The following is a 25,254-nucleotide window of genomic DNA, read 5'->3' as shown; positions in this document are numbered from 1 at the left end:
ACCATGATGCGGGCGCTGCGCGGCCTGGGCTCGGTGCTGCTGCTGGGCGCGCTGCTGGCCGGCGTACCGGCCCTGTTGGTCCAAATCGGGCGCTGGCCCCAGCTCGGTTGGCGAGACCTGCTCCGTCCCGACGACGGCAGCCTGCTGTTGGGCGCCCTGACCGCGGGTGCGTGGGCGGCCTGGCTGGTGATCGCGGTGCTGGTGCTCGTCGAGATCGTCAATGCCGTGGCCGGGTTGCGCATCCGGCTGCCGGGGGTGGCGGGGCCGCAGCGGTGGGTTGCGGGCCTGGTGCTCAGCGTCGCGGCCCTGATCGGGTCCAATCATCCCGCCCAGGCCGCACCCCCGCCGGCGGCGCCGGCCGCTCCCGCGGCACCCGCCGGCGAGGCCGGACAGGCCGCCGACCGCGACGAGCGCGCGGCCCCGCAGACGTCGCGCTGGGCGACCCACCGCGTGCAGCGCGGGGACACCTTGTGGGATCTCGCGGAGCGCTACTACGGCGACGGGATGGCGTGGCAGCGGATCCGCGACGCCAATGCCGACCTGATCGACGACCCCGACGAGCTGGAGATCGGCTGGCGGCTGGTGCTGCCGGGCGTGACCGCCGAGGCGGACGGGAACGACGGCCGACCCGCGGATCGCGGCCAACAGGAAGACGCCGATCGCCGCGGGGCGTCGGGGGAGCGGAGCGAACCCGCGGCCCAACCGCGCCGGCCGATCAGCGATCCCGGTGCCGGGCCCGCGTCCCGGCGAGCGGCGGAGCCCGCCGGGCGGCCGACCCCGGTCGGCGAGCCGGCGGCGGAGGCGGCCCTGGCCGGGGTTCCGGCGCCGGAGCTGGCCCGGGCCGGCGCTCCGGCGGCAGGCGTCGCGGTGGGTGCCTCCGCGCTGTTGGCGGCGGGCGTCGTGGGCACGGTGGCGCTGCGCCGGGCCCGCCAGCTCGCCGAGCGGGCACCCGGCCGTCGACTGGCCGACCCCGGCGCGGCGGCGAGACGGGTGGAGGCGGCCCTCGGTCAGCGGCAGCGGCCGAACCTGCTGCGCCGGGTCGACGCCGCGGTGCGGGAGGCCACCGCGACCCTCGGGGCCGGCTCCCGAGTGGGCCTGGACCGCGTGCTGGTGGCCGGCCCCGCCGCCGCGGAGGATCGGGCGGGTGCGATCACAATGATCTTCGACGCGCCGCCGGGCCCCCCGCCGCCCGGCTGGCTGGCCGACGGGTCGGCCTGGCAGTGCCCCGCCGGGCACGAGCCCAGCCCCGCCCCCCGGCAGCCCACCCGGTGGCCGGCGCTGGCCTGCATCGGCTGGGTTTCCGATGGATCGATGCTCATGGTCGACCTGGAGTCCCGGCCGCTGCTGAACCTGGGCGCGGCCCGCCGTGACGCCTCGGGCGCCGAGGTGGCCGAGGACTTCCGCGCGGCCCTGATGCTCGAGCTGACCTGCGCACCGTGGTCGGAGCAGGCGCGAGTGATCATGATCGGCGGCGACACCGATTTCGTCACCGCGCTGGGGGAGCCGCATGCGGCGGCCGCGTCCGACCTGGCCGAGGTCACGCCCTGGCTGCGCCGGTTGATCATGGAGCGCCGGGCGGCCGGCGGCGGGATCGCCCAGCGCGCCGACCCCGACCGGGCCGATGCCTGGCAGCCGGTCGTGCTGCTCTTCGCCCGGCCGCTGGGCGCCCGCGGCCTCGGTGCGTTGCGAGAGCTGCTCGCCGACGCGCGAGGGCTGGGCGTCAGTGCCGTCTGCCTGGGCGAGCCCGACGAACCGCTGGTCGATGTCGGCGGTCGACCTGCGGACTGGTTCGGCACCGACTTCGCACCGCAGCTCATCGACCGCTCGGTCCGCGCCGGCGTCACCGCGCTGCTGGCGGCGAGTCGGGATCCCGCCGCCGACCGTGCCTGGTGGTGGGCCGACGACACCGCAGCACTCGACCGCCACACCACAGCACCCGACCGCCACGACACCGAGTCGGCGGGCGCCCGGATCACCTGGCTTCGTCCGCCGGGCGACCGGGATCAAGATCATTCCGCCAGCTCCACGCCGAGCCAGGAGGCGTCTGCCGTGAACGACCCGCCCGCGCATTCTTCGTCTCCCGCCGCCCCGGTGGTCGGCCTGCTCGGGCCGGTGCGACTCACGGGGACGACCGGCGTACCGCCGAGCCGGGCGGGGCGCCAGTGCGTCGAGTACGCGGCCTGGTTGCTGGAGCATCCGGGCGCGACCGGGCAGGAGATGGCCGCGGGCCTGCTGGTCGCCGAGGGGACGCGGCGCTCCAACATGAGCCGGCTGCGGCTGTGGCTCGGGCACGATGCGGACGGGCAGGCGTACCTGCCGGAGGCGTACTCCGGGCGCATCGAGCTGCATCCGGATGTCACCTCGGACTGGCTGCGCCTGCAGGCGTTGCTGGTGATCGGCGTCAACCGGGCCGCCGACGGGGCCCTGCGCGCGGCGCTGGAGCTGGTCCGCGGTGCGCCGCTGGCCGATGCGGCCCCCGGTCAGTGGACCTGGGCCGAGGAGCTGCGTACCGACATGTGTTCCATGATCAGGGACGCGGCCCACGTGCTGGCCGAACGCGCGCTGGCCGGCGGCGACCATGCCACCGCGCGCTGGGCGTGCGAGCGCGGACTGCTGGCCGCCGAGGAGGACGAGCGGCTGCTCTGCCTGCGGCTGCAGATCGAGCACGACACCGGCAACGCGCTGGACGCCGAGCGGCTGGCGCTGCGGATGACCCGACACGCCCGCGCGCTGGGCGTCGACCTGTCCGACGACACCGTCGCCGTGATCCAGCGGGTGCTCGAGGGGCGGCCGCGCCGGCGCGCCTGACCGGCGGTCGCGGCTACTCGGCCCGCGCCTGCCGGTCCGTCCCGCGCGTACCCCAGTCCTCGGTCCGGTCGCGGAGGGTGCGGTACGCCGCCAGCACCTCCGGCGTCGGCTCGGCGGTGAAGGTCTGCACGGACGGTTGCGGCCAATCCGGCGGCGCGTCGGTGCCGGCGAGCGCCCAGGCGGCCTGGCGGGCCGCGCCGCGCGCGACGTACTCGCCGTCCTCGGGCAGTGACACCGCGAGTTGCAGGATCGCCGGAGCCAGCTCGCGCACCGCCGGGGAGCGGGTCGCCCCGCCGACCATCAGCACCTCCCGGGTGCTCGATCCCGTCGCCGCGTCCAGCGCGGCCACCGCATCGGCGACCGAGCAGAGCATCGCCTCGATCGCGGCACGCGCCAGGTCCTCACGCGACGAGGCCGAGGTCAACCCCTGCAGGGTGCCGTGCGCGTCGGGGCGGTTCGGCGTCCGCTCGCCGTCCAGATAGGGCAGCAGCGTCAGCCCGTTGGCGCCGGGCGGCGCGGCGAGCGCGAGGCTCGACAGTCCCGCATGATCAACATCGAGCAGCCGGGCCGCGAGCTGCAGGATCCGGGCACAGTTCAGCGTGACCGCGATCGGCAACCAGCGGCCGGTCGCGTCGGCGAACCCGGCGACCATGCCCGACTCGTCGGCCACCGGCCGCTCGGCCACCGTCGTCGCCACGCCCGAGGTGCCGAGCGAGATCAGCACCTGGCCCGGCCGCAGCCCCAGCCCCAGCGCGGCCGCGGCGTTGTCGCCCGCTCCGGCGCCCAGCAGGACCCCGTCGCGGGTCTGTCCGGCGACCGCATTCGGCGCCAGGATCTCCGGCAACCGTGGCTCGTGCCCGAGCGCCATGGTCGCGAGCTCGGGATCCCAGCCGTCCAGGGCGGGCGAGAAGTAGCCGGTGCCCGAGGCGTCCGAACGATCCGTGATCAACTTCTCCGGATCGGACTGCAGCCGCCAGGTCAGGTAGTCGTGCGGCAGCAGCACGGCCGCCGTTCGCTCGGCCGCCTCCGGCTCGTTGTCCCGCAACCAGCGCAGCTTGGTGGAGGTGATGCTCTGCACCAGCACGCTGCCGGTACGCCGGGCGCACTCCGCCGGCCCGCCCAGCTCCTTGATCAACTCAACGGCCTGGGGTGCGGAACGGACGTCGTTCCAGAGCAGCGCCGGGCGCACCACCTCGCCGCGTTGATCAAGGCAGATCATCCCGTGCTGTTGACCACCGACGGCCGCCGCCCGCGCCCCGGCCAGCAGCGGGGCGGCCGCGGTGGCGAATGCCTCGTCCCAGGCGCGGGGATCGACCTCCGTGCCGTCCGGATGCGGCGCCTGCCGCTGCTCCAGCAGGGTGCCGTCGGCGGCATCGAAGAGCAGGGCCTTGGTCGACTGCGTCGATGAGTCCACCCCGAGCACCCGGTCCGCCATGGCCACCGCTCCTTCGTCGCTGCCGCAGTCAACGTGACGAGACAGTACTGGAGGACGCGGCGGGGGTGCCAGCGCCGCCACGGTGTCATCGATGACCCGCCGCGACGGGGCCGGAGTGGGACATCGAGCCCGTCGCCGCAGTTTCTTGACCGCGTCCAGAAAACCCGGCAGGGTTGGGACGTGCCATCCGAGTTCGAAGCGACGCTGCGCTCGGCCGGGTTGCGCGTGACCAAGCCGCGGATGGCCGTGCTGGAGGCCGTCAGCCGGCGACCGCATGCCGACAGCGGCGTGATCGTCGGAGCGGTACGCGAGGAGCTTCCCGCGGTCTCCCGCCAGGCGGTCTTCGACTGCCTGAACACCTTTGCCATGACCGGGATCGTGCGCCGGATCGAGCCCGCCGGCTCGGCCGCCCGCTACGAGCTGCGCGTCGGCGACAACCATCACCACCTGATCTGCCGGATCTGCGGCGCGATCGCCGATGTGGACTGCGCCGTCGGCGAGGCGCCGTGCCTGACCGCCTCCGACGCCCACGGGTTCGAGATCGACGAGGCCGAGGTCGTCTACTGGGGCCGCTGCGCCGATTGCGCCGGTGAGGCCTGAGCCGCCGAGTTTGGCGTACCCCCCACCCAAGGTTTGGCCGGCGACTCCCGTCGGTCGCAGGAAAGGACCGACGATGACCGTTGACGAGACCGACGAGACGACCACCATCGAGGAGATGAACGACGCAGACGCCGGCAACGGCGGCTGCCCGGTGATGCATGACCTGATCAACCCGACCAGCGGAGATGCCAACCAGCAATGGTGGCCCAACCGGCTGAACCTGAAGATCCTCGCCAAGAACCCCGACGTGGCGAATCCGCTGGCTGACGACTTCGACTATGCGACGGCGTTCGAGGCTCTTGATCTTGGTGAGGTGAAGCGCGAGGTCGAGCAGGTGCTGACCACCTCGCAGGACTGGTGGCCGGCCGACTTCGGTCACTACGGGCCGCTGATGATCAGGATGGCGTGGCACAGCGCCGGGACCTACCGGATCGCGGACGGCCGCGGCGGGGCGGGCACCGGCCAGCAGCGGTTCGCGCCGCTGAACAGTTGGCCCGACAACGGCAACCTGGACAAGGCGCGCCGGCTGCTGTGGCCGGTGAAGAAGAAGTACGGCAAGGCGCTGTCCTGGGCCGATCTGTTGATCTTGGCCGGCAACGTTGCGCTGGAGTCGATGGGCTTCGAGACGTTCGGGTACGCCGGGGGCCGCGTCGACGCCTGGGAGCCCGACGACGATGTCTACTGGGGCCCGGAGACGACCTGGCTGGGCGACGAGCGCTACACCGGCGAACGTGATCTTGACAATCCGCTGGCCGCGGTGCAGATGGGCCTGATCTATGTGAACCCCGAGGGCCCGAACGGCAACCCCGATCCGGTCGCGGCGGCCGTCGACATCCGCGAGACCTTCGGCCGGATGGCGATGAACGACGAGGAGACCGTCGCGTTGATCGCCGGCGGGCACACCTTCGGCAAGACCCACGGCGCGGCCGCGCCCGATGGCCACGTCGGCCCGGAGCCGGAGGCCGCGCCGATGGAGGCCAACGGGCTCGGCTGGATCAACAGCTACGGCACCGGCAAGGGCCGCGACGCAATCACCAGCGGCCTGGAGGTGACCTGGACCCAGCAGCCGACGAGGTGGACGAACCTGTTCTTCGACAACCTGTTCGGCTTCGAGTGGGAGCTGACCGCCAGCCCCGCGGGCGCGCACCAGTGGCAGCCCAAGGGGGGCGCCGGCGCGAACACCGTGCCCGATCCCGAGAGCGGCGAGCTGGTCCGCACGCCGACGATGCTGACCACCGACCTCGCGCTGCGGTTCGACCCGAGTTACGAGAAGATCTCGCGCCGGTTCCACGAGAACCCGGCCGAGTTCGCCGACGCGTTCGCGCGTGCCTGGTTCAAGCTGACGCACCGTGACATGGGACCGATCCAGCGCTACCTGGGCTCGGAGGTGCCGGGCGAGGCGCTGATCTGGCAGGACCGCGTACCCGAAGTCGATCATGCCCTCGTCGATCGGGTTGATCTTGCCGACCTGCGCCAGCGGGTGCTCGACGCGGGCCTGACCGGGCAGCAGTTGATCAAGGCAGCATGGGCCTCGGCGTCGACCTTCCGCGGCGGCGACAAGCGCGGCGGCGCCAACGGGGCCCGGGTGCGCCTCGCGCCTCAGAAGGACTGGGAGGTCAACGACCCGGCCGAGCTGGCGGGCACGCTCGCGGGGCTGGAGAGGGTACGCGAGGAGTTCAACGCCTCGCGCACCGACGGCAAGGCGATCTCGCTCGCCGACCTGATCGTCTTCGCGGGCGGCGTCGGCGTCGAGGAGGCGGCCAAGGCCGCCGGGGTGAGCGTCGAGGTGCCGTTCACGCCCGGGCGTACCGATGCGACGGAGGAGCAGACCGACGCCGAGTCCTTCGAGCCGCTGGAGCCGAGGGCGGACGGTTTCCGCAACTACGAGCGGGCCGAGAACCGGCTGCCGGCCGAACACCTGCTGATCGACCGGGCCAACCTGTTGACGCTGAGCGCGCCCGAGATGACCGTGTTGGTCGGCGGGCTACGGGTGTTGGGCGCCAATGCCGGGGACTCGACCGTCGGCGTGCTGACCGATCGCCCCGGGCAACTGACGAACGACTTCTTCGTCAACCTGCTCGACATCGCGACCACCTGGCAGCGCCAGAACGGCACGGACAACTACGTGGCTCGCGGCGCCGCCGGTCAGGAGTGGGTCGGCAGCCGGGCCGACCTGGTGTTCAGCGCGAACGCCGAGCTGCGCGCCGTGGCCGAGGTCTATGCCAGCGACGACGCCGCGCAGAAGTTCGTCAACGACTTCGTCGCCGCCTGGGTGAAGGTGATGGAGCTCGATCGCTACGACGTGAAGCGCTGATCGGGGGGTACGCGAGGCGAATCGGCAGCCGCGAGCGTTACTCCGTTCGCGGCTGCCGGTTCGGCTCGCGTATGGGTGGCTGGCCTCTGCCCGGGCCTTGCGCCGAAAGCGACCGCTCGCCCGGGTTGTGGTCGGCCTCTGCCCGGGACTTGTGCCGATACCGACCGCTCGCTCGGGTATCGGTCGGGGTTCGGTGCTCCGGCTCGCCCTCGCGCCGATACCGACCGCTCGCCCGGGTTTTGGTCGGGGTTCGGTGCTCCGGCTCGCCCTCCCGCCGATATCGACCGCTCGCCCGGGTTGTGGTTGGCCTCTGCCTCGACCTTGCGCCGATATCGACCACTCGCCCGGGTATCGGTCGGGGTTCGGCGCCATTGCCCGCCAGAAGCCGGGCGAGTGGTCGCTATCGGCGGAGCCGGTACGCGGCGAGCACGGGCGTCGCCGTCAGCCCCGGTCCTTCTTGTGCCGGGGCTTCTTCGGGCCGGACTTGGCGCCGGCGCGATCCGGGCGCCGATCGGTACGCTCCCGCCCGGCCGGGCGCCCGCCGCGGTGTTCGCCGCCCTCGGGACGGCCGCGGTCGAGCTCCATGTCGATCAGCCTCCCCGAGATCCGGGTACGCGCGAGCTTGTCCCAGGCCTCGCGGGGCAGCTCGGCGGGCAGCTCGACCAGCGAGTGATCGGGGCGGATGATGATCTTGCCGAAGTCGCGATGGCTCAGCCCGCCCTCGTTGGCGATCGCGCCGACGATCTGGCGCGGCTCCACCTTGTGCCGCTTGCCGACCGCGATCCGGTAGGTGGCGCGCGGGCCGCCCTGCGGTTCGCGATCGGTACGCCCACCGCGCTTGCCCGCCTTCGCCCCGCGCTCCGGCGCCGGCTTGATCTCGTCGCCCGGTTCCAGCAGCAGCGGGGTGTCGCCCTGCATCGCCACGGCGAGCGCGGCGGCCACATCGACCTCCGGCACGTCGTGGTGGCGCACATAGTGCGAAACGATGTCGCGGAACTGCTCCACCTGTGGCGCCTCCAGCGCGGCGGTGATCCGATCGTCGAACCGGGCCAGCCGGGTCGTGTTCACCTCGTCCACGCTGGGCAGCTTCATCTCGGCCAGCGGCTGCCGGGTGGCCTTCTCGATCTGGCGCAGCAGGTAGCGCTCTCGCGGCGTGACGAATGAGATCGCCACCCCGCTGCGGCCCGCGCGCCCGGTCCGCCCGATCCGGTGCACATAGGACTCGGTGTCGGTCGGGATGTCGAAGTTGATCACGTGGCTGACGCGCTCCACGTCGAGCCCGCGCGCGGCGACGTCGGTCGCCACCAGGATGTCCAGATCGCCGCGCTTGAAGCGGTTGACGGTTCGCTCGCGCTGCGCCTGGGCGACATCGCCGTTGATCGCCTCCGCGGAGAATCCCCGCGCGCGCAGCCGCTCGGCCAGCTCCTCGGTCGCATTCTTCGTCCGGACGAAGATGATCATGCCGTCGAAGTTCTCCACCTCGAGCAGCCGGGTGATCGCCTCCAGCTTCTGCGGATAGCTCAGGATCAGGTAGCGCTGCTCGATGTTGTCGGCGGTACGCGTCTTCGCCTCGATCGCGATCTCGACGGGATCGCTCAGATACTTGTCCGCCAGCCGGCGGATCGAGCGCGGCATGGTCGCGGAGAACAGCGCAACCTGCTTGTCGTCGGGGGTGTCGGCGAGGATCGTCTCGACGTCCTCGGCGAAGCCCATGTTCAACATCTCGTCGGCCTCGTCGAGCACCAGGTACTTCAACTGACCAAGATCAAGAGTGCCGCGCTCCAGGTGATCCATGATGCGGCCCGGCGTACCCACCACGACGTGTACGCCGCGGCGCAGCGCGGAGAGCTGCACCCCATAGCCCTGCCCGCCGTAGACCGGGAGCACGTGCACCCCGCGGGTGTGCGCGGCGTACCGCTCGAACGCCTCGCAGACCTGCAGCGCCAGCTCGCGGGTCGGCGCGAGCACCAGGGCCTGCACCGACTTGTCCTTGGGGTCGATCCGGTCGAGGATCGGCAGCGCGAATGCGGCGGTCTTGCCGGTGCCCGTCTGGGCCAGCCCGACCACGTCGTGGCCGGCCAGCAGCTCGGGGATGGTCCGCTCCTGGATGGCCGACGGGGTCTCGTAGCCGACGTCGGACAGCGACTTGAGCACGCCCGTGCCGAGCCCGAGATCGGCGAACGTGGCGGGTTGCTGCTCGGTGTTCACCGCCCCACGGTAGTGCACGATGGCGCGGATGCCTTGCCGCTTCGAGTAGCGTGACGACCGGGCAAGATCATCGCCGTGGACGAAGGAGGGCCGAGATGGGCGTGCTGGACGCGTTCTCGTTGCAGGGCAGGGTCGCCGTGGTGACCGGCGCCAACAAGGGGATCGGGCGGGCGCTGGCGCGTTCGCTCGCCGAGGCCGGGGCGGATGTCGGCCTGCTGGTACGCGATCCGGCGGGCGCCGAGCCGGTGGTTGCCGAGCTCGCCGACCTCGGGGTGCGCACGAGCGTGGCGGCCGCCGATGTCACCGACCGCGACGCGCTGGTGGCCGCGGCCGAGTCGATCACCGAGGAGCTCGGCGTACCCGACGTCCTGGTCAACAATGCCGGCACCTGCATCCACAAGGAAGCATTCGAGGTCACCGACGCCGAATGGGACCAGGTGATCGACATCAACCTGTCGGGCCTGTGGAAGGCAAGTCAGGTCTTCGGCCGGGCGATGGCGCAGCGAAGCGACGGCCGCACCGGCGGGGTGATGGTCAACATCGGCTCGATCTCCTCGATCATCGTCAACCGGCCGCAGTGGCAGGCGGGCTACAACGCCTCCAAGGCGGCCGTGCACCAGCTCACCCGTTCGCTCGCCGCCGAGTGGGCGCCGCTCGGCATCCGGGTGAACGCGCTCGCGCCGGGCTATGTGCGTACCGAGATGGCCCCGGTGGACGACCCCAGGTTCAAGCCGCGCTGGATCGATGACGCCCCGATGCAGCGTGCCGCCGAGCCCGCCGAGCTGGGCCCGACCGTCGTCTGGATGGCCAGCGACGCGTCGTCGTTCATGACCGGTTCGATCATCGTGGTCGACGGCGGGTACACGGTCTACTGAGCCGGACGAGCCGGCGGCGGCTTCGGATGAATCCCGAATCAATCGCCCGCCGGGTGGTCGGCGGCGGCGGTCCGGCCTAGGGTTCGGATGCATCCAGCGAAGGGAGACCGAGCCGTGGCGATTCCGGAACTGTCCGGCGTGGAGTACGCCGTGACCGGCGCGGGCGGCCGGCCGCTGCTCGTCCTCGGGCCATCCCTCGGCACGAGCGCGGCCACCTTGTGGGAGCCCGCCGCGCGGGTGCTCGCCGAGCGGTTCGACGTGGTGGCCTGGGACCTGCCGGGCCACGGCACGTCAAGGCCGGCGACCGGGTTCTCGATGGCAGATCTCGCCGACGGGGTCGAGGCGCTCGCCGCTCGGGCGCGCGAGGTCCGCGGCGATCCGGGCGCGCCGTACTGGTACGCCGGCGACTCCGTCGGCGGCTGCGTCGGCCTGCAGCTCGCGATCACCGGCCGGCTGGCCGGGCTTGCCGCGATCGCCACCGGGGCCAGGGTCGGCGACCCGGCGGGCTGGGCGGACCGGGCGGCCCAGGTGCGCGCGTCGGGTACGGCGTCGATGGTCGAGGGATCGGCCCAGCGCTGGTTCGGGCCCGGCTTCGCGGATCGTGAACCGGGTGTGGCGGACGCGCTGCTGACCGCGCTGCGCGACGTCGACGACGAGTCCTATGCGGCCGTCTGCGAGGCGCTGGGCGGGTTCGACGTGCGGGATCGGCTGAGCGAGATCGACGTGCCGGTGCTCGCCGTGGCGGGTGAGGCGGATGCCGCGGTCGGCGCCGAGCAGCTCGAGTTGATCACCGAGCGGGTACGCCGAGGCACGCTCGCCACCCTGCCCGGCGTCGGCCATCTGCCGCCCGCGGAGGCGCCGGAGCGTACCGCCGAGTTGATCACCCGACTCGTCGCGGGCCGCCCTGGCGCGGATTGAGCCCGATCGAGAACACCCACTCCGGCCGGATCCGGATGCCGGCGCCGTCGAAGTAGGCGCCGGCCTTCCCGGTGATCTGCTCGGCCCGGCCGCGGATCTCCACGCTGCGCGGCGTCCACGGGTCCGTTGACGCCAAGTCGTCGACCACGAACGCGACCCGGTCGTGGCTCGCGACGTTCTTGTACTTGCGGCTGTTCGCCATGTCGCGGCCGAAGATGTCGATCGAGTCGTCGTCGTTCAGCCGGTAGCCGACCGGGCTGTTCTGCAGGGTGCCCGACGGTTGCAGGGTCGCCAACCGGCCGATCGGTTGGCGCGCGAGATAGCCGCGCTCGGGCTCGGTGAATGCCGTCATGCGGCCAGCGTGGCCGCTCATCCGGGGTTGAGGTCAAGCCCCGGCACGCCGGCACAGGTCGATGAACTCGGCGAGTACCGGCGACAGCGGTCGCCGGGCATCGGTGACCACGAACGCCCGCAGGAACAGGCCGCGGCCGTCGGGCCCCACCGTGGCCGGCACGAAGCTGACGCCGGGGATCGCCAGGGTCTGCGCGTGCCCGGCGTAGAACACGGTCCAGCTCGGCGGCCCGATGGCGAGCGCGGCGAATCCCTCGTGCAGCGCGTCGCCGAACTCGCCGGCGATCGTCGGGACGAAACCCGACTCCGCGGCGGCGGCGTACACGGTGTCGTGCAGGTCGGGATTGCGATCGCGGGGCACGATTCGCAGCGGTACGCCCGCCAGCGCACCGAGCGGGATCGCCGCCTCCGCGGCCAGCGGGTGCGCCGAGGGCAGCGCGATCACCAGCTCGTCGGTCCACACCTCGGTGAAGTCGAGCTCGGCGCTCGCCCGGCTGTCCCCGCGTACCACCGCGGCGTCGAGCCGGCCCGCACCGACCGCGGCCAGCCGGTCGTCCGCCGGGGCGTAGCTCAGCTCCAGCCGAATCGGCGGCTCGGCCAGCTGGGCGTGCTCTGCCAGGGCGGCGATGCGCGTGCCGAGGCCGGCGCTGGTGCCGAGCCGCACCACGCGCGACGGCACACGCACGCTGTCCGCGGCGGCGGTCGCCGCGTCGAGGACGGCCCGGGCCCGCGGGGCGAACCGCTGCCCCGCCTCGGTCAGCCGCACCGCGCGATGCGAGCGGTCGAGCAGCGGCGTACCCAGCTCGCGTTCCAACCGCGCCACCTGCTGGCTGACGGCCGAGGGCGCAACGCGCAGCGCTTCGGCCGCCCGCCCGAAGTGCAGCTCACGCGCGACCTCGAGGAAATAGCGCAACTGGCGCAGCTCCACCGCCACCCCCGTCTCGCCGGTTGCTGCGGGCCCCACGGAGCCCGGCGTTCGGCGATCGCGAACGCAGCGTGCACGATATGACACTCGATCGCGCGGGCGGTGCGCGGCCACGATCGAGCCATGAACGACGCACTCCCCACTCCTCCCCCGGCGGGCCCCGGCCTGCTCCTTGTGCACGGCACGGCCGGAGACTCCGCGATCTGGGAACCGATGCTGCCGCAGTGGTCCGACACCCGGACCGTCGTCGCGCCCGATCTGGCCGGCGCCGGCTCCGACGAGGACCCCGGCGAGCTGAGCGTCGCCGGGATCGCCGCGCAGGCCGTGGCCGCCGCCGACGCCGCCGGGCTGACCGAGTTCGACGTCGTCGGGCACTCCCTCGGCGCGGTGGTCGCCGCCGAACTGGCCGCGGCCGCGCCGGGACGCGTCCGGCGCCTGGTGCTGCACGCGGGCTGGGTGCGTACCGATGCCCGCCAGTTCGCCGAGTTCGATCACTGGATCCGGCTGCTGCGTACCGAGGTGGACCTGTTTCTCGGCTACCTGCCGCTGATGGCATTCGGGCCGCGGTTCTGGGCCGCGGCGAACGAGTCGACCACCAAGGAGCTGCTCGAGCTGCTCCGGCCCGGCTTCCGGGTCGCGCCGACGATCCGCCAGATAGAGCTCGACCAGCGCGTCGACCTGACCGACCGGCTGGCCGAGATCAGCGCGCCGACGCTGGTCCTGACCTCGCGGCACGATCGGCTGATCGACTGCGCCAGCCAGCGCGCCCTCGTCTCCGGGATCACCGGCGCGACGCAGGCCGGGCTGGACGCCGGCCACGGGGCGCCCGCGGAGGATCCCGCCGAGTTCGCGGCGGCCGTCACCGCGTTCCTCGAAGAGGCCCGGTGAGTACGCCGGGCGCGGAGTCCGAGCGCCGGCCGTGGGGGCCCGCGGTGCTGCTCTGCGCGACCGTCCTCCTGGTGCCCGTCGGCGCGCCCGGGGCCACGGTGTCCATCCCGGCCCTGGCCACCGACCTGGACGCGCCGGCCGCCGTCACCAACTGGGTGATCAACGCCTTCATGCTGGCCTTCGCCAGCGCGCTCGCCGTCGCGGGCGCGCTGGCCGACCGCTGGGGTCGACGCCGGATGCTGGCGATCGGCCTGTTGATCTTCGTCGCGGGCAACCTGCTGATCGCCGCGGCGCCGGCGATCTGGGCGGTCGTCCTCGGCCGCGCCGTGTCCGGGATCGGGGCCGCGGCGATCACCACCGGCGGCTCGGCCCTGTTGTCGAGCAGCTACCGCGGCGCCCAGCGCGCGACCGTGTTCGCGATCCTCGGCACGAGCCTGGGCCTCGGCCTGGCGTTCGGCCCGACGCTGTCCGGGCTGGCGATCACCGCGGTCGGCAGTTGGCGCGGGCTGTACCTGGTGTACGCCGCGGTCGCCGTGCCCTCCCTGCTGCTCGCTCGGCGCGTGTTGCCCCGCGATCTCGCCGTGTCGCGCCCCGAGCGGTTCGATCTTGCCGGCGCGCTGACCTGGACCGTTGCGCTGGCGGCGTTCATGATCGCGGTCTCGCTCGGCCCGGAGGCCGGCTGGGTGAGCTGGCCGACGGCCGCGGCGTTCGGGGTCAGCGTGCTTGCCGCGATCGCCTTCCTCGCCGCGGAGCGCCGGGCCGACCAGCCGTTGATCGAGCTCGCGCTGTTGCGGGTACGCCAGTTCGGCGCGGTCTGCCTGGCGGTGACGCTGGCGGCCTTCGGGTTCGTCTCGCTGGTGTTCACCCTCGGCGTCTTCCTCAGCGTCGCGCACGGCGCGTCCGCGCTGGGGACCGGGCTGATGCTGCTCGCGCTCACCGCGCCCACGCTGGTGGTGCCGATGCTGATCGGTCGGGTGGCGCACCGGCTCTCGCTGCGTTGGCTGCTGCCCGGGTCGATGCTGGTGATCGCGCTCGGCTGCGTACTTCTCGCGGCGGTCGGCCCCGACGGGCCGATGCTGATCGCCGGCCCCCCGATGGTGATCATCGGCGCCGGGTTCGGGCTCTCGCTGGCCGTGCTGGACGGCGCCGCGCTGGCGGTCGCGCCCGCCGGGCGGGAGGGGATGGCGGCGGGCATGTTCAACACCGTCCGGGTGGGCACGGAGGCGATCGCGGTGGTGGTCGTCACCGCCGTCGTGCACACGGTGACCTCGACCCGCGTGGGCGCCCCCGCGGCCGCCGCGCTGTTGTCGGGCCGGCCCGCTGCCGGTGCGGCCGGGATCGCGGCGTACGCGGCGGGTTGGCAGGTCGCCCTGATGGCGATCGCGGCGCTCTGCGCGGCCGGCGCGTTCGTGATCCGGCGCCAGCTGTGCCCCGAGCGTGACGCCGGCGGTCTCAGGCGGTCGCCGGGGGCGGGGCGAGGCAGCCGCCGCCGGGCGAGCGCGGGGCCAGCAGCGTACGCGCCGCGGTCGTGATGTCGTCCTCACCGAGCAGCACCAGGTTGGCTGCGGCGCCGAGCGGCACATAGCTGTCCCGGCTGGCCACCCGGGCCAGCGCCCCGGCGTACCCCCCGGCGCGCAGCGCCTCGGCCACGCCCTCGCCGACGCCGCCGGACGCGCGGGTCTCGTCGGCGATCAGCACCCGGCCGGTGGCGCGCGCGGCCGCGAGCAGGTCGACGGTCGGCAGCGGGCTCAGCCAGCGCAGGTCGAGCACCTGCGCGCCGATCCCCTCGGCGGCGAGGGTACGCGCGGCGCGCAGGCTCATCCGCAGCCCGTTGCCGAACGTGACGATGGTCAGGTCGGTGCCCTCGCCGTGCCGGCGCGCGGCACCGATCGGCGCCGGTTGATCATGGTCGGTGCCGAGCCAACCCCGGTCGCCGGGCTGGTGGAGGTCCTTCTCGTGGTAGAGCGCGATCGGCTCCACGAGGACGCCGACCCGGCCGTCGCGGGCCGCGACGTCGAGCAGGGCGGCGAGCATCGGCGCCGCGTCCTCCGGCCGGGCGGGTACGCCGACGAGCAGGCCCGGGATGTCGCGCAGGACGGCGAGCGCGTTGTCGTTGTGGAAGTGCCCGCCGAATCCCTTCTGGTAGGCCAGTCCGGCGATCCGCACCACCATCGGATTGCGGTAGCCGTCGTTGGAGAAGAAGCGCAGGCTGGCGGCCTCGCCGCGGAGTTGATCTTCGGCATTGTGCAGGTACGCGAGGTATTGGATCTCCGGCACCCCGAGCAGCCCGCTAACCCCGAGGCCGAGCCCGAGGCCGAGGATCGACTGCTCGTCGAGCAGCGTGTCGAAGACGCGGCGGCGCCCGTGTCTCTCCTGCAGGCCCTTGGTCACCCCGTACACGCCGCCCTTGCGTCCGACGTCCTCGCCGAAGATCAACATCTCCGGGCGGGCGGCGAGCTCGGCGTCGAGCGCGGCGTTGATCGCCTGGGCGAGCGTGCGCCCGGTCGCCGGAGGCGTGGGGGCGGGGGCCGCGCGGCGGGCGGGGGAGGCGGCGCCGAGCGGCGCCATCACCTGGGCGGCGCTGCGCAGCGTCGGCTCGGTGGCGACCTGCCCGGCGAGCTCGGCGATCCGATCGGACAGCTCGGCGTAGCGGTCGGCGGCTCCGTCGATGCCGTGGGCGGCCGCGTGCGCGAGCAGCGGGTCGCGTACCAGTTCGGCCGCGATCTCGGCCGCCGCGCGGTAGCCGGACTCCAGATCGGTGCCCGCGTGCCCGAGGAACCGTACGCAGCGCAGGTGCAGTGTGGCGGGCCGGCGGGTGGCGCGTACGTGCGCGACGGCCTCCGCGGCGGTGCGGGCGAGCGCGTCCGGGTCGTCGCCGTCGGCGCTGAAGTGGGCGAGGCCGGGGCGGGGCAGGGCCGCGGCGACCCACCCGGCGGGGGTCGGCACGGAGATGCCGAGCCCGTTGTCCTCGCAGACGAACAGCAGCGGCAGCGCGACGCCCTGCCAGGCGGTGTGCGCGGCGGCATTCAGCGCGCCCGCGGCGGTGGAGTGGTTCAGGCTGGCGTCGCCGAAGCTGGCGACCGCGATGGCGTCCGCGGGCCAGCGCACGTCCGCGCCGATCCGGTGCCCGCGGGCGATGGCGAAGCCGACGCCGACCGCGCGCGGCAGGTGCGAGGCGATGGTGGAGGTCTGCGGGATGATCGCCAGCTCCGGGTCGCCGAACACCTTGTGCCGCCCGCCGGACGCTGGGTCGGTCGTGGCGCCGAACATGCTCCGCAGGACGGCCAGCAGGCCGTCGTCGATGCTGCGCCCGGCCTGGAGCTGTCGGGCCAGGAAGAATCCGCCGGAGCGGTAGTGCAGCAGCGCCGGGTCGTCGGTACGCAGCGCTGCCGCGACCGCGGCATTCGACTCGTGCCCGGCGGAGCCGATCGTGTAGTAGCCCTGCCCGCGCGCCCGCAGCCGGCGGGCCCAGATGTCCAACAGGCGGCTGCCCGCCATCGCGTCGAAGATCGCGTCGGGTTTGAGCGCGTCGAAGATCGCGTCGGGTTTGAGCGCGTCGAAGATCGCGTCGGGTTTGAGCGCGTCGAAGATCGCGTCCGGTTTGAGCGCACCGTCGGCCGGGCGCGGCGCGGCGTCGTCGAGCCGGCGCAGCGCGTCCCGCACGTGCCGGTCAAGGATCTCGTGCGGCGCGGCATCGTCGTTGATCGCCATGGCCCCGATCATGCCCGGGAGCCCGCCGCCGGTCGAGCCGCGGCCCCGCTCCCGCTCCCGGCATGCCGAACTTGCGCATGCGTGGCGGGCACCGCAGGCAACTGCAAGTTCGGCATGCGCCCGGGCTCGCGGCTGCCGGTTGGGTTCGCGCGGGCGAGGCGTACGCCGAGCCGCGGCCCCGCTCCCGCTCCCGGGGCATGCCCAACTTGCGCATGCGTGGCGGGCACCGCAGGCAACTGCAAGTTCGGCATGCGCCCGGGCTCGCGGGGGCGTACGCCGTGGCGCGGGGTCGGGCGGCTGGCGCGAGGTCGGGCGGCAGGCGCGGGGTCGGTCGGCGCCCGCGAGGGAGAGCCTCAGACCAGGTCCTCCAGGGTGGCCCGCGCGCCTCGCTCGTGCAGGGACCGCAGTGCCCACAGATAGGGCTCGGTGAACTCGGGCCGCTCGGCGAGATCGCCGAACAGCGACCGGTTCTTCACGAAGGCGAGCGGGTCGTCTGCCTGGGAGCGGGCCAGCGGCACCAGCTCCTCGGCGAACTGGTCGACGACCTCGATCGGCTCACCGGACTCATCGACGCCCTCGGCATAGCGCGCCCAGGACGCCACGATCGCCGCGGACAACGCCACCGGGCGGCCGGCGGCGAGCTGCTCGTTGATCACCGGCACCAGCCACTTCGGGATCCGGTTGGACGAGTCGGCGGCCAGCCGGGCGACGGTGTCGCGTACCTCCGGATTGCCGAACCGCTCCAGCAGCGTGTCCTTGTACTCGCCAAGATCAACACCCGGCACCGGACGCAGCGTCGGCGTCGCCTCGTCGTCCATGTAGCGCCGCAGGAACCGGGCCAGCAACGGATCGCGCGCAGCATCGTGCACGAGCCGATACCCGAGCAGCCAGCCGAAGTACGCGATCCCCTGGTGGCTGGCGTTCAACAGCCGCAGCTTCATCAGCTCATACGGCTCGACCTCGTCGACGACCTGTACGCCAGCGTCCTGCAGCGGCGGCCGGCCGGCCGGGAAATGATCTTCCAGCACCCACTGGGTGAACGGCTCGGCCACCACCGGCCACGGATCCTCGATCCCCCACCGCTCACGCACCTCGGCGCGGTCGTCGTCGGTGGTCACCGGCGTGATCCGGTCGACCATCGAGTTCGGGAAGGCGACATTTGCCTCCAGCCAGTCGGCCAGTTCGGGATCGGCCGCCCGGGCATAGGCCGCGAACGAACGCCGGGCCATGTCCCCGTTGCCCTGGATGTTGTCGCAGCTCATGATCGTGAACGGCTCGATCCCGCGTTCGCGCCGTCGCCGCAATCCCTCGATGATCAGGCCGAAGGTGGTCGCGGGCGGCGCGTCCCCGCGCAGATCGGCCGCGACCGCCGGATTGTCAAGATCGAACTCTCCGGTCACCGGGTCGAAGTTGTAGCCACCCTCGGTCACCGTCAGCGAGACGATCCTGATCTGCGGCGAGGCGAGCTTCTCCAGCACCGCCTCGGGATCGTCGGGGGCATAGAGATAGTCGATGATCGATCCGATCACCCGCGCCTCCCGCGTACCGTCCGGATGCTTGAGCACCAGCGTGAACAGTCCGTCCGTCGCGCGCAGCGCGTCGCGCATCTGGGCGTCGCGCGGCATCAGCCCGACCCCACAGATGCCCCAGTCCGCCGCCTCGCCGTCGTTCAGCAGCCGGTCCAGATACATCGCCTGGTGCGAGCGGTGGAAGTTCCCCACCCCGAAGTGCGCGATCCCGGCGCGCACCTCCGAGCGGTCGTAGCGGGGGCGCCCGACCTCGGCCGGCAGCCGGTCGAGCGCGTCGTCGGTCAACGAGAGGGCGGCCGCGCCGCCGTTGTCAGATGCCACCAGCACACGGTACGCCCGTGCGCTCCGAAACTGGTCAGTGGCTACGGAACATTCTGGCCTTGTGCGAGAGGCCGCAATGGCGTTCGCTGGCCGGGTGACGATGACCACCGACCACCTGACCACCCTGCACCGCAAGCCCGACCGGGGCCGCACCGACCGCGCCGAGCTGGATGCCGTGCTCGACGCGATGCTGGTCGGCACGCTGGCCACGGTCGTCGACGGGGAGCCCTGGGCGGTGCCGATGCTGTACGCCCGGCACGGCGACCACATCCTGCTGCACGGTTCGACCGGCGCCGGCGCGCTGCGCCACGTCGGCGCCGGCGCGCCCGCGGCGTTCACCGTCGCCCGGATCGACGGGGTGGTGCTCGCCGATCACCTCTTCGACCACTCGGCCAACTACCGTTCGGCGGTGGTCCGCGGAAATCTCGAGGTGGTCGGCGAGGACGAGGAGTGGGACGCGCTGATCGCCCTGTCCGAGCGGCTGGTGCCGGGCCGGCCCGCCGAGGTGGTCGACATGACCCGCAAGGACCGCGCGGCGACCCTCACCCTGCGGCTGCCGGTCCGCGATGGTCGGTGGATCGTCAAGGTACGCGATGCCGGTGCGGGCCCCGCCGGGCGCGATCCGAACGCCTGGCGCGGCGTCGTCCCGCTGGCGGAGGTCTGGGGCGATCCCGTTCCGGAGCCCGATCTGGCCCCCGGTGTCGAGGCGCCCGCCTCGGTCCAGGGCCTGCGCGGCGCCCGCTCCTGACCCTCGCCCTCCCAATCGTGTCGTCGGTTATCGCCCCCTGGGAGCCCTCCCAGGGGGCGATAACCGACGACACGATTGGGACCCACGGGGAGCCTCGCGGGAGTACGCTCACCAGCCGTGGTGACGCAGACGGCAACGGCGCCCGAACCGGCGGGCACCGCCGGGTCGCTGGCGCCCCGGCTGTCCCTCGTCGCGCTCGGCGTACCCATCGTCCTGATCGCCATCGCCGGCGCCCACCGGCGCTGGATGTCCGACGACGGCTACATCAACGCCCGGGTGGTCGAGCAGATCCTCGCGGGCAACGGTCCGGTCTACAACGCCGGCGAGCGGGTCGAGGTCACCACCTCCACGCTGTGGCTGTGGTTGATGGTCGCCGGTCGTGCGCTCACCGGCGGACTCGAGGTGGGGATCAGCGCCGTCTGGCTCGGGGTCGCGCTGACCGTGGCCGGGTTCGTGCTGGTCACCCTCGCCGGGCTCCGGCTGACCCGGCCCGTCGGCGGCATCGCGCTCCCCGCGGGCACCCTGGTGCTTGCGGCATTGCCGCCGATGTGGGACTTCGCCAGCTCGGGCCTGGAGACCGGGCTCGGCTTCTGCTGGATCGGTGCCTGTTGCTGGCTGCTGGCCCGCCGACTCCCGACCGACCCGGCGACAGTGTCGGACCTACCCGCCTGGCGCCCGCTCGGCGTACCGGTCGTGATCGGTCTCGGGCCATTGGTACGCCCGGACTTCGCGCTCTTCTCGCTCGCCTTCGCGATCGCGCTGGTGCTGACCAGCCGCCGCAACGTGCGCGGGGTCCTCGCCGCCGCCGTCGCCGCGCTGGCGCTCCCGCTGGTCTATGAGGTGTTCCGCGCCGGCTATTTCGCCGCGCTGGTCCCGAACACCGCGATCGCCAAGGATGCGAGCGGCAGCGACTGGTCCGCCGGATTTCACTACCTGTCCGATCTGTACGCCACCTACTGGCTGCTCGTGCCGCTGCTGGCGCTGGCCGCGGCGCTGCTGGCCGGCCGGCTGCTCCCGCGCGGGCGGGGCGCGCGCGCGGTCGCCGCGGCGCCGTTCCTGGCCGGGGCGCTGCACACGCTCTACGTGGTCCGGGTGGGCGGCGACTTCATGCACGGCCGGATGCTGCTGCCCGGGTTGTTCGCGATGCTGGCACCGCTGGCGGTGCTGCGGGTGGCGTCGCTGCGTACCCCCGCCGCTGCCGCGGTTGCGGTGATCACCGGCTGGGCGCTGGTCGCGGTGCCCGCGCTCCGGGTCGACTACGGGGGCGCATTCGATCGCCAGGGGCTGGCCGACGAGCGTTCCTTCTGGTCCATGATCAACGGCGTACCCGGCCCCGTCACGTCCGCCGACTGGACCTATGCCGGGCTGCCCGGGGCGGCGGTACGCCGTGATCATGCCGCGGGGATCTCCTACTACAAGCCGGACCCCACAGATCCGGACGCACCGACCTGGCCCGCCGCCCGGCCCGGCGACACCGTGATCGCTCACGCAGCGATCGGGATCATCGGCTACGAGGCCGGCACCGCGCCCGGCGCGCTGGTGGTCGACCGGCTCTCGCTCGCCGACCCGATCACGGCCCGGGTGGACGTCGGCCGCGAGGGCGGGATGGCCCGGCCGGGCCACACCCAGGAGGCGCCGGAGGTCTGGCGGCTGGCCCGCTACGCAGATCTGGACACCGTCGCCGTCTCCGATCCCGGGCTCGCCGCGGCCGAGGCCTCGGCCGCCCTGGGGTGTGGCGAGCTGGGAGAACTCTCCGATGCGGTCACCGAACCCCTGACGTGGCCGCGCTTCTGGCGCAATGTCGCGCTCGCGCCCGCGCTGACCACCCTGTCCATCCCGGGCGATCCCGCGACCGCGCGCGCCGCATTCTGCGGCCCCTGACCTCTTAGGGTGTCCGCGTGATGACGAGTGGGGGTGCGCGACCCGGGCCGGCGCTGCCACCTCCACCGCCGTTCGCGCCGCCGGTCGGCCCGCCGGCGCGGCGCCGCTCGCGCGCCGGGGCGGTGCTGGTGGTGTTGTCGCTGGTGGTCGCGGCTGCCATCTCGGCGACGTCGATCATCCGCCTCCCGGTGCTCAACACGGGCGGCGACGCCGAGGCGTACCTGCCCGAGGGGGAGTCGCTGACCTGGCTCGCCGGCGGCCCGCACCCGGTGAGCGTGCAGACACAGGTACGCACCAGCTCGGCGCCGGCCGCCCTGGGGCCGCCGGAGTTCAAGGACACGACGGGTTTCGAGTCGATGGTCTCCTGGACGGTGACCACGAGCATCGACGAACAGGTGCCGGGCGAGCCGGACCGGACACTCGGCCTGCGGCTGATGGCACGGACCACCGACGACGGCCTGCGCCTGGGCGGCCTGCGCCGATCGCGCGGCCCCGACGTCGCCGGCGACGGCAGCTTCCGCTTCGAGCCCGGGGTGCTCGAACTGCCCGCCGATGTGGTCGCGGGCTCGGCCTGGGTGACGGCCGGCGATGTCTACAGCGGCGAGCGCCCGATCGGGGCGTACCGCCTGGAACGCATCGCCGAACCGGCGCCCGAACTCGGGCAGGGCTGCCTGCGGGTACGCACCACCGGCGACCTGCTGACCGGCGCGGTGCCGTGGCCGATCGTGGCCGAGGGTTGGTGCGCTGGCCGCGGCCGGGTGGAACTCGATGCCGGCGGCGGCCCGCTGCGCGCCGCGCCGCGCCCCGACCTGTCGATGCCCCCGCTGCCCGGTCCGGAGGTCTGGCCCCGGTTGAACCGCCCGCGCGACGTGATCGAGGGCACCGTGGACGAGCTGGCCCCGATCGGCCCCGAAGCTGTGGCCGTGGCGACCGTCGACACGCCGGGCCTGACGGTCCGCCGCCGCAGCGGTGAGGGCTGGTCCACGGCGGGCTGGCTGGGCATCGGACAGGTGGTGTCCCTGGTGCCGGCGGGCGGGTTCGCACTTGCGGCCACCCTGCAGCGCCGGCTGTGGGCGGTCGACGGCTTCGGCCGCCCGTTGTGGGTGGCCGAGCTCCCGGATCTGCCCGCGGACGCGCCGCAGCAGATCGGGAGCGCGATCGTCGTGACCACGCTCGACGGGTCGACCAGCGCGCTCGACCGGGCCACCGGCCGGGAGCTGTGGCGCACCGAGACCCCGGACGCGGTGCGGATGGCTGTCGCCGACGACGTGGTCGCGGTCGCCGCCGGGAATCGGATCGAGGGTTTCGCGCTGGCCGACGGTACGCCGCGCTGGCGCATCGAGCTCGGCGATGACAACCCGTTCTGGCTGATCGGGGCGGGCGATCGGGTGCTGGTCGCCAACCGGGCCGGGGTCTCGGCATTGGATCCGATCACCGGCAATGAGGTCTGGTCGCTGCCGGGCTACCCACGAGCCGGCGCGGCGGCAGCCGGCATCGTGGTGGTCGCCGGGGACGAGCTGGTGACCGCGGTCGCGGCGGCCGACGGCGCCGAGCGCTGGCGGGCGCCGGTGTCCGCCGCGTCCGCGCTGGCAATGGATGCCGACGGCCGGGTCCTCGTCGGTGCGCCAGGGGGAACCAGGCTGATCGCCGACGGCAGCGAGCTGGTCGCCTGGCCCGAGCTGGCGGCGCCGACCCTGATCGCGGGGCCCAGCCCGTATCTGATCATCCAGCGCGCTGCCAAGGAACTGGCGCCGTGAGCGGCCGGCTGATCAATCCCGACACCCGCACCGGTCGGCTGGCCGGCGGGGTGCGCGGCTTCGTCCGTGAGGTCTTCGTGGTTCCGGTACGCCGGGGCAGCCCCAGGCCCAGCGGCTGGCCGCCCGGCCTTCGCGCGATCATGATCGGTACGGCTGTCTGCTATCTGATCGCCATTGCGATGATCTTGGTCTCGGGGCCGATGCGTTCGTCGACCGAGCTGGTGCTGGCCGGTGACCTGATGACCTATCCGCGGGTCGCCGGACCCGTAGTGATCATGATCCTGACGCTGTGTCTCGCCCTGCTGCTGACCGGGCTTTTGCACGTCCATCCCGCCGTCCGGATCCCCGGGCTGTTCGTGGCCACCGCGATTGCCCTGCTCCCCGCGGGCGGGTTCATGGCGGTGCTCGGTTCGCTGCGGCTGGTCATCCTGGTCCCGTTGCTCTTCTTGTTGTTGATCATCCTGGTCCGCTGGCGAGAGAGCTTCCACTGGTTGGAGTTCGTGCTGATCCTGGCGATCGTGGTGTTGGTCTTCACCCTGCCGGTGGCGCTGATCTCCATCGCTGGCAGCGCGCTCGGCTCCGATGTCACGGGTTCGGTGACCACCGTGGTGTTGCTGGGGTTGATCCCGCTGGCCATCCCGGCGGCCTTCGCGGCCGGCAGCGCCTTCGTCGAGCTGGTCGGCAGTGCCGCAATCTGGTCGGTCTCGGAGTTGCGCGGGGAGACCGGTCGGATCGGTGCCGGCCACCTGGCCCGCGCGCGGTTCGGTTCGCAGCGTCGACGGGTTCCCGTGCTGTGGTGGCTGATCTTCGCGGCCTTGGTCGCGGCGTGTGTGGCGTCGTTCGTCAATCGGTACCCGCCGGCCGCGTTGCCGGGTGTGCTGCCCGGCAATCTCGCGGTGCTCGCCGCGCTGATCGCCCTGACCGCGCTGGTGGTGCTTTTCGTCCGGCGGGCACCCGGTCGCGGTCTCGACCCCACTCCGCTGCGGATCCTCGGGAGCGCCGCGGTGCTGGCCCTCCCGGTCGGGACGGTGGTCACCCTGCCCGTCCTGGTCAAGACCGTACTGCTGGCGCTGGGTATCTCGTTGAACGGTGTGTCGGGCACCGGCCTGGGCGATCCGCTGAACGCGCTGGGCGACCGGATCTCGGGTCTGGAGATGGAGCCGATCCGGGCGTTCCTCGCGCTGCCGGCAGCGGTGCTGGCGATCTGGTACGCCCGGCGGGGCAACCTGGTTTCGGCGCTCGTCTGGGTGGGGCTGGTCGGCTGGTCGTTGCTGATGCTCGGCGCGTGGCTGGATCTGCCCCTGCTGGAGCCGGTGTTGCTGGCCGGCTGTGTGCTGATCCTGGTGCTCGCCGCGCTGAGCTGGGCGGTCCGCCGGCAGCTCGGGCCGACCCGGCGGTTCGGGCTGCTGGCGGGTCTTGCGTTCTGTCTGGTGCTGCCCTATCGCGACCAGATCGCCGATCCGGTGGCCTGGCTGCTGGGGGCCAGCGGCATCGCCGCGGTGCTGTTCGGTCTGTTGTGGCGCGTGCTGACCGATGCTGACTTCACCCACGTCGACTCACCCGGTTTCCCTCGCGCCGCACGGGTGCTGTTGTTCGCCGCGAACGCGCTGTTCGCGAGCCTCGCGCTGCTGATGATCGCGATCAGCCGGTACTCCGAATCGGCGATCGACCTGGAGGTGTTCACCGGCGCCGGCAGCCAGCTCGTCGGCAGTGTGGCGGCCGTCGCCGTGGTGGCCGGGTTGTTGATCACCCTTGCCGGCGGCCGCGAGGTCGACCCGGAGGCCGAACGCATGACCGACGTCTCGGTGATCAATCGCTGACTGTCACGTTCGCGGGTGCCGGTTGGGTTCGCGTTTGGTGGGTGGGGTTCTCATCCGCGGGCTGAGTCGGCGGGCGCGGCGTTGATCATCGCGAGTGCGGGACGGGCCGCGGGTGGATGAGGGGCGCCCGGGAGCACAGACGCGCCCGCCACCGGATCGGTGACG

General features: G+C 73.1%; 17 protein-coding genes. 11 read left to right on the top strand and 6 right to left on the bottom strand.

The annotated features are described in order from the left end of the window. The first annotated feature begins 3 nt into the window (after positions 1–3). Positions 4–2,808: a LysM peptidoglycan-binding domain-containing protein gene (locus tag ACXDC7_RS02535; protein WP_459221082.1), complete on the top strand. Its 2,805-nt coding sequence runs from the start codon at positions 4–6 to the stop codon at positions 2,806–2,808. A gap of 13 nt (positions 2,809–2,821) precedes the next feature. Here the strand turns inward: ACXDC7_RS02535 and xylB are convergent, their stop codons facing one another. Next, entirely contained in the window at positions 2,822–4,243 is a 1,422-nt protein-coding gene (gene xylB / locus ACXDC7_RS02530) for a xylulokinase (protein ID WP_459221081.1), read from the bottom strand. 180 nt (positions 4,244–4,423) lie between these two features. Between xylB and ACXDC7_RS02525 the strand changes: the two genes are divergently transcribed. Further along, complete coding sequence (locus ACXDC7_RS02525; protein ID WP_179444970.1) at positions 4,424–4,843, top strand: transcriptional repressor; 420 nt, start codon at positions 4,424–4,426, stop codon at positions 4,841–4,843. A gap of 73 nt (positions 4,844–4,916) precedes the next feature. Further along, positions 4,917–7,157 carry a catalase/peroxidase HPI gene (katG, locus tag ACXDC7_RS02520; RefSeq protein ID WP_459221080.1) on the top strand — a complete coding sequence of 747 codons (2,241 nt, stop codon included), beginning with the start codon at positions 4,917–4,919 and terminating at the stop codon, positions 7,155–7,157. 441 nt (positions 7,158–7,598) lie between these two features. Here katG and ACXDC7_RS02515 read toward each other — a convergent pair whose 3' ends face one another. Then, complete coding sequence (locus tag ACXDC7_RS02515; RefSeq protein ID WP_459221079.1) at positions 7,599–9,365, bottom strand: DEAD/DEAH box helicase; 1,767 nt, start codon at positions 9,363–9,365, stop codon at positions 7,599–7,601. A 95-nt stretch (positions 9,366–9,460) separates the two neighbouring features. Between ACXDC7_RS02515 and ACXDC7_RS02510 the strand changes: the two genes are divergently transcribed. Together ACXDC7_RS02510 and ACXDC7_RS02505 are read left to right on the top strand one after the other, a co-directional pair. After that, positions 9,461–10,240, top strand: coding sequence for an SDR family NAD(P)-dependent oxidoreductase (locus ACXDC7_RS02510; RefSeq protein WP_459221078.1), 780 nt, complete (start codon positions 9,461–9,463; stop codon positions 10,238–10,240). A 114-nt stretch (positions 10,241–10,354) separates the two neighbouring features. Beyond that, the gene (locus ACXDC7_RS02505; protein WP_459221077.1) at positions 10,355–11,158 is read left to right on the top strand and encodes an alpha/beta fold hydrolase; all 804 of its coding nucleotides are present in this window, start codon (positions 10,355–10,357) and stop codon (positions 11,156–11,158) included. Here ACXDC7_RS02505 and ACXDC7_RS02500 read toward each other — a convergent pair. Both ACXDC7_RS02500 and ACXDC7_RS02495 read right to left on the bottom strand, forming a co-directional pair. Continuing rightward, on the bottom strand, positions 11,121–11,510 hold the full coding sequence (locus tag ACXDC7_RS02500) for a PPOX class F420-dependent oxidoreductase (RefSeq protein ID WP_459221076.1): 390 nt from the start codon (positions 11,508–11,510) through the stop codon (positions 11,121–11,123). The two genes, ACXDC7_RS02505 and ACXDC7_RS02500, sit on opposite strands and share 38 nt — an antisense overlap. A 33-nt stretch (positions 11,511–11,543) precedes the next feature. Continuing rightward, on the bottom strand, positions 11,544–12,473 hold the full coding sequence (locus tag ACXDC7_RS02495) for a LysR family transcriptional regulator (protein WP_459221075.1): 930 nt from the start codon (positions 12,471–12,473) through the stop codon (positions 11,544–11,546). A gap of 84 nt (positions 12,474–12,557) precedes the next feature. On the opposite strand from ACXDC7_RS02495, the gene ACXDC7_RS02490 reads away from it, so the two are divergent. Together ACXDC7_RS02490 and ACXDC7_RS02485 are read left to right on the top strand one after the other, a co-directional pair. Further along, positions 12,558–13,322, top strand: coding sequence for an alpha/beta fold hydrolase (locus ACXDC7_RS02490; protein WP_459221074.1), 765 nt, complete (start codon positions 12,558–12,560; stop codon positions 13,320–13,322). Then, positions 13,319–14,854, top strand: a complete 1,536-nt coding sequence (locus ACXDC7_RS02485) for an MFS transporter (protein ID WP_459221073.1) — start codon at positions 13,319–13,321, stop codon at positions 14,852–14,854. Before ACXDC7_RS02490 ends, ACXDC7_RS02485 begins: the two co-directional genes overlap by 4 nt. Here the strand turns inward: ACXDC7_RS02485 and ACXDC7_RS02480 are convergent. Both ACXDC7_RS02480 and ACXDC7_RS02475 read right to left on the bottom strand, forming a co-directional pair. After that, complete coding sequence (locus ACXDC7_RS02480) at positions 14,775–17,033, bottom strand: transketolase C-terminal domain-containing protein (RefSeq protein WP_459221072.1); 2,259 nt, start codon at positions 17,031–17,033, stop codon at positions 14,775–14,777. The genes ACXDC7_RS02485 and ACXDC7_RS02480 overlap by 80 nt on opposite strands. 353 nt (positions 17,034–17,386) lie before the next feature. Further along, positions 17,387–18,883 carry a mannitol dehydrogenase family protein gene (locus ACXDC7_RS02475; protein ID WP_459221071.1) on the bottom strand — a complete coding sequence of 499 codons (1,497 nt, stop codon included), beginning with the start codon at positions 18,881–18,883 and terminating at the stop codon, positions 17,387–17,389. A gap of 100 nt (positions 18,884–18,983) precedes the next feature. Here ACXDC7_RS02475 and ACXDC7_RS02470 point away from each other — a divergent pair, with 100 nt between their 5' ends. The 4 genes from ACXDC7_RS02470 (at position 18,984) to ACXDC7_RS02455 (ending at position 25,089) form a co-directional block, all read left to right on the top strand. Continuing rightward, entirely contained in the window at positions 18,984–19,631 is a 648-nt protein-coding gene (locus ACXDC7_RS02470) for a pyridoxamine 5'-phosphate oxidase family protein (protein ID WP_459222794.1), read from the top strand. Between the two features lie 117 nt (positions 19,632–19,748). After that, a complete protein-coding gene (locus ACXDC7_RS02465) occupies positions 19,749–21,512 on the top strand; it encodes a hypothetical protein (protein ID WP_459221070.1) in 1,764 nt (587 codons plus the stop codon). A gap of 20 nt (positions 21,513–21,532) precedes the next feature. Continuing rightward, positions 21,533–23,269: an outer membrane protein assembly factor BamB family protein gene (locus ACXDC7_RS02460; RefSeq protein WP_459222793.1), complete on the top strand. Its 1,737-nt coding sequence runs from the start codon at positions 21,533–21,535 to the stop codon at positions 23,267–23,269. After that, the gene (locus ACXDC7_RS02455) at positions 23,266–25,089 is read left to right on the top strand and encodes a hypothetical protein (RefSeq protein WP_179444983.1); all 1,824 of its coding nucleotides are present in this window, start codon (positions 23,266–23,268) and stop codon (positions 25,087–25,089) included. The genes ACXDC7_RS02460 and ACXDC7_RS02455 overlap by 4 nt, the downstream gene beginning before the upstream one ends. The last annotated feature ends 165 nt before the right edge of the window (positions 25,090–25,254 follow it).

It is taken from the genome of Naumannella huperziae, assembly GCF_054073625.1.
This window is presented reverse-complemented; position numbering and strand designations above follow the sequence as displayed.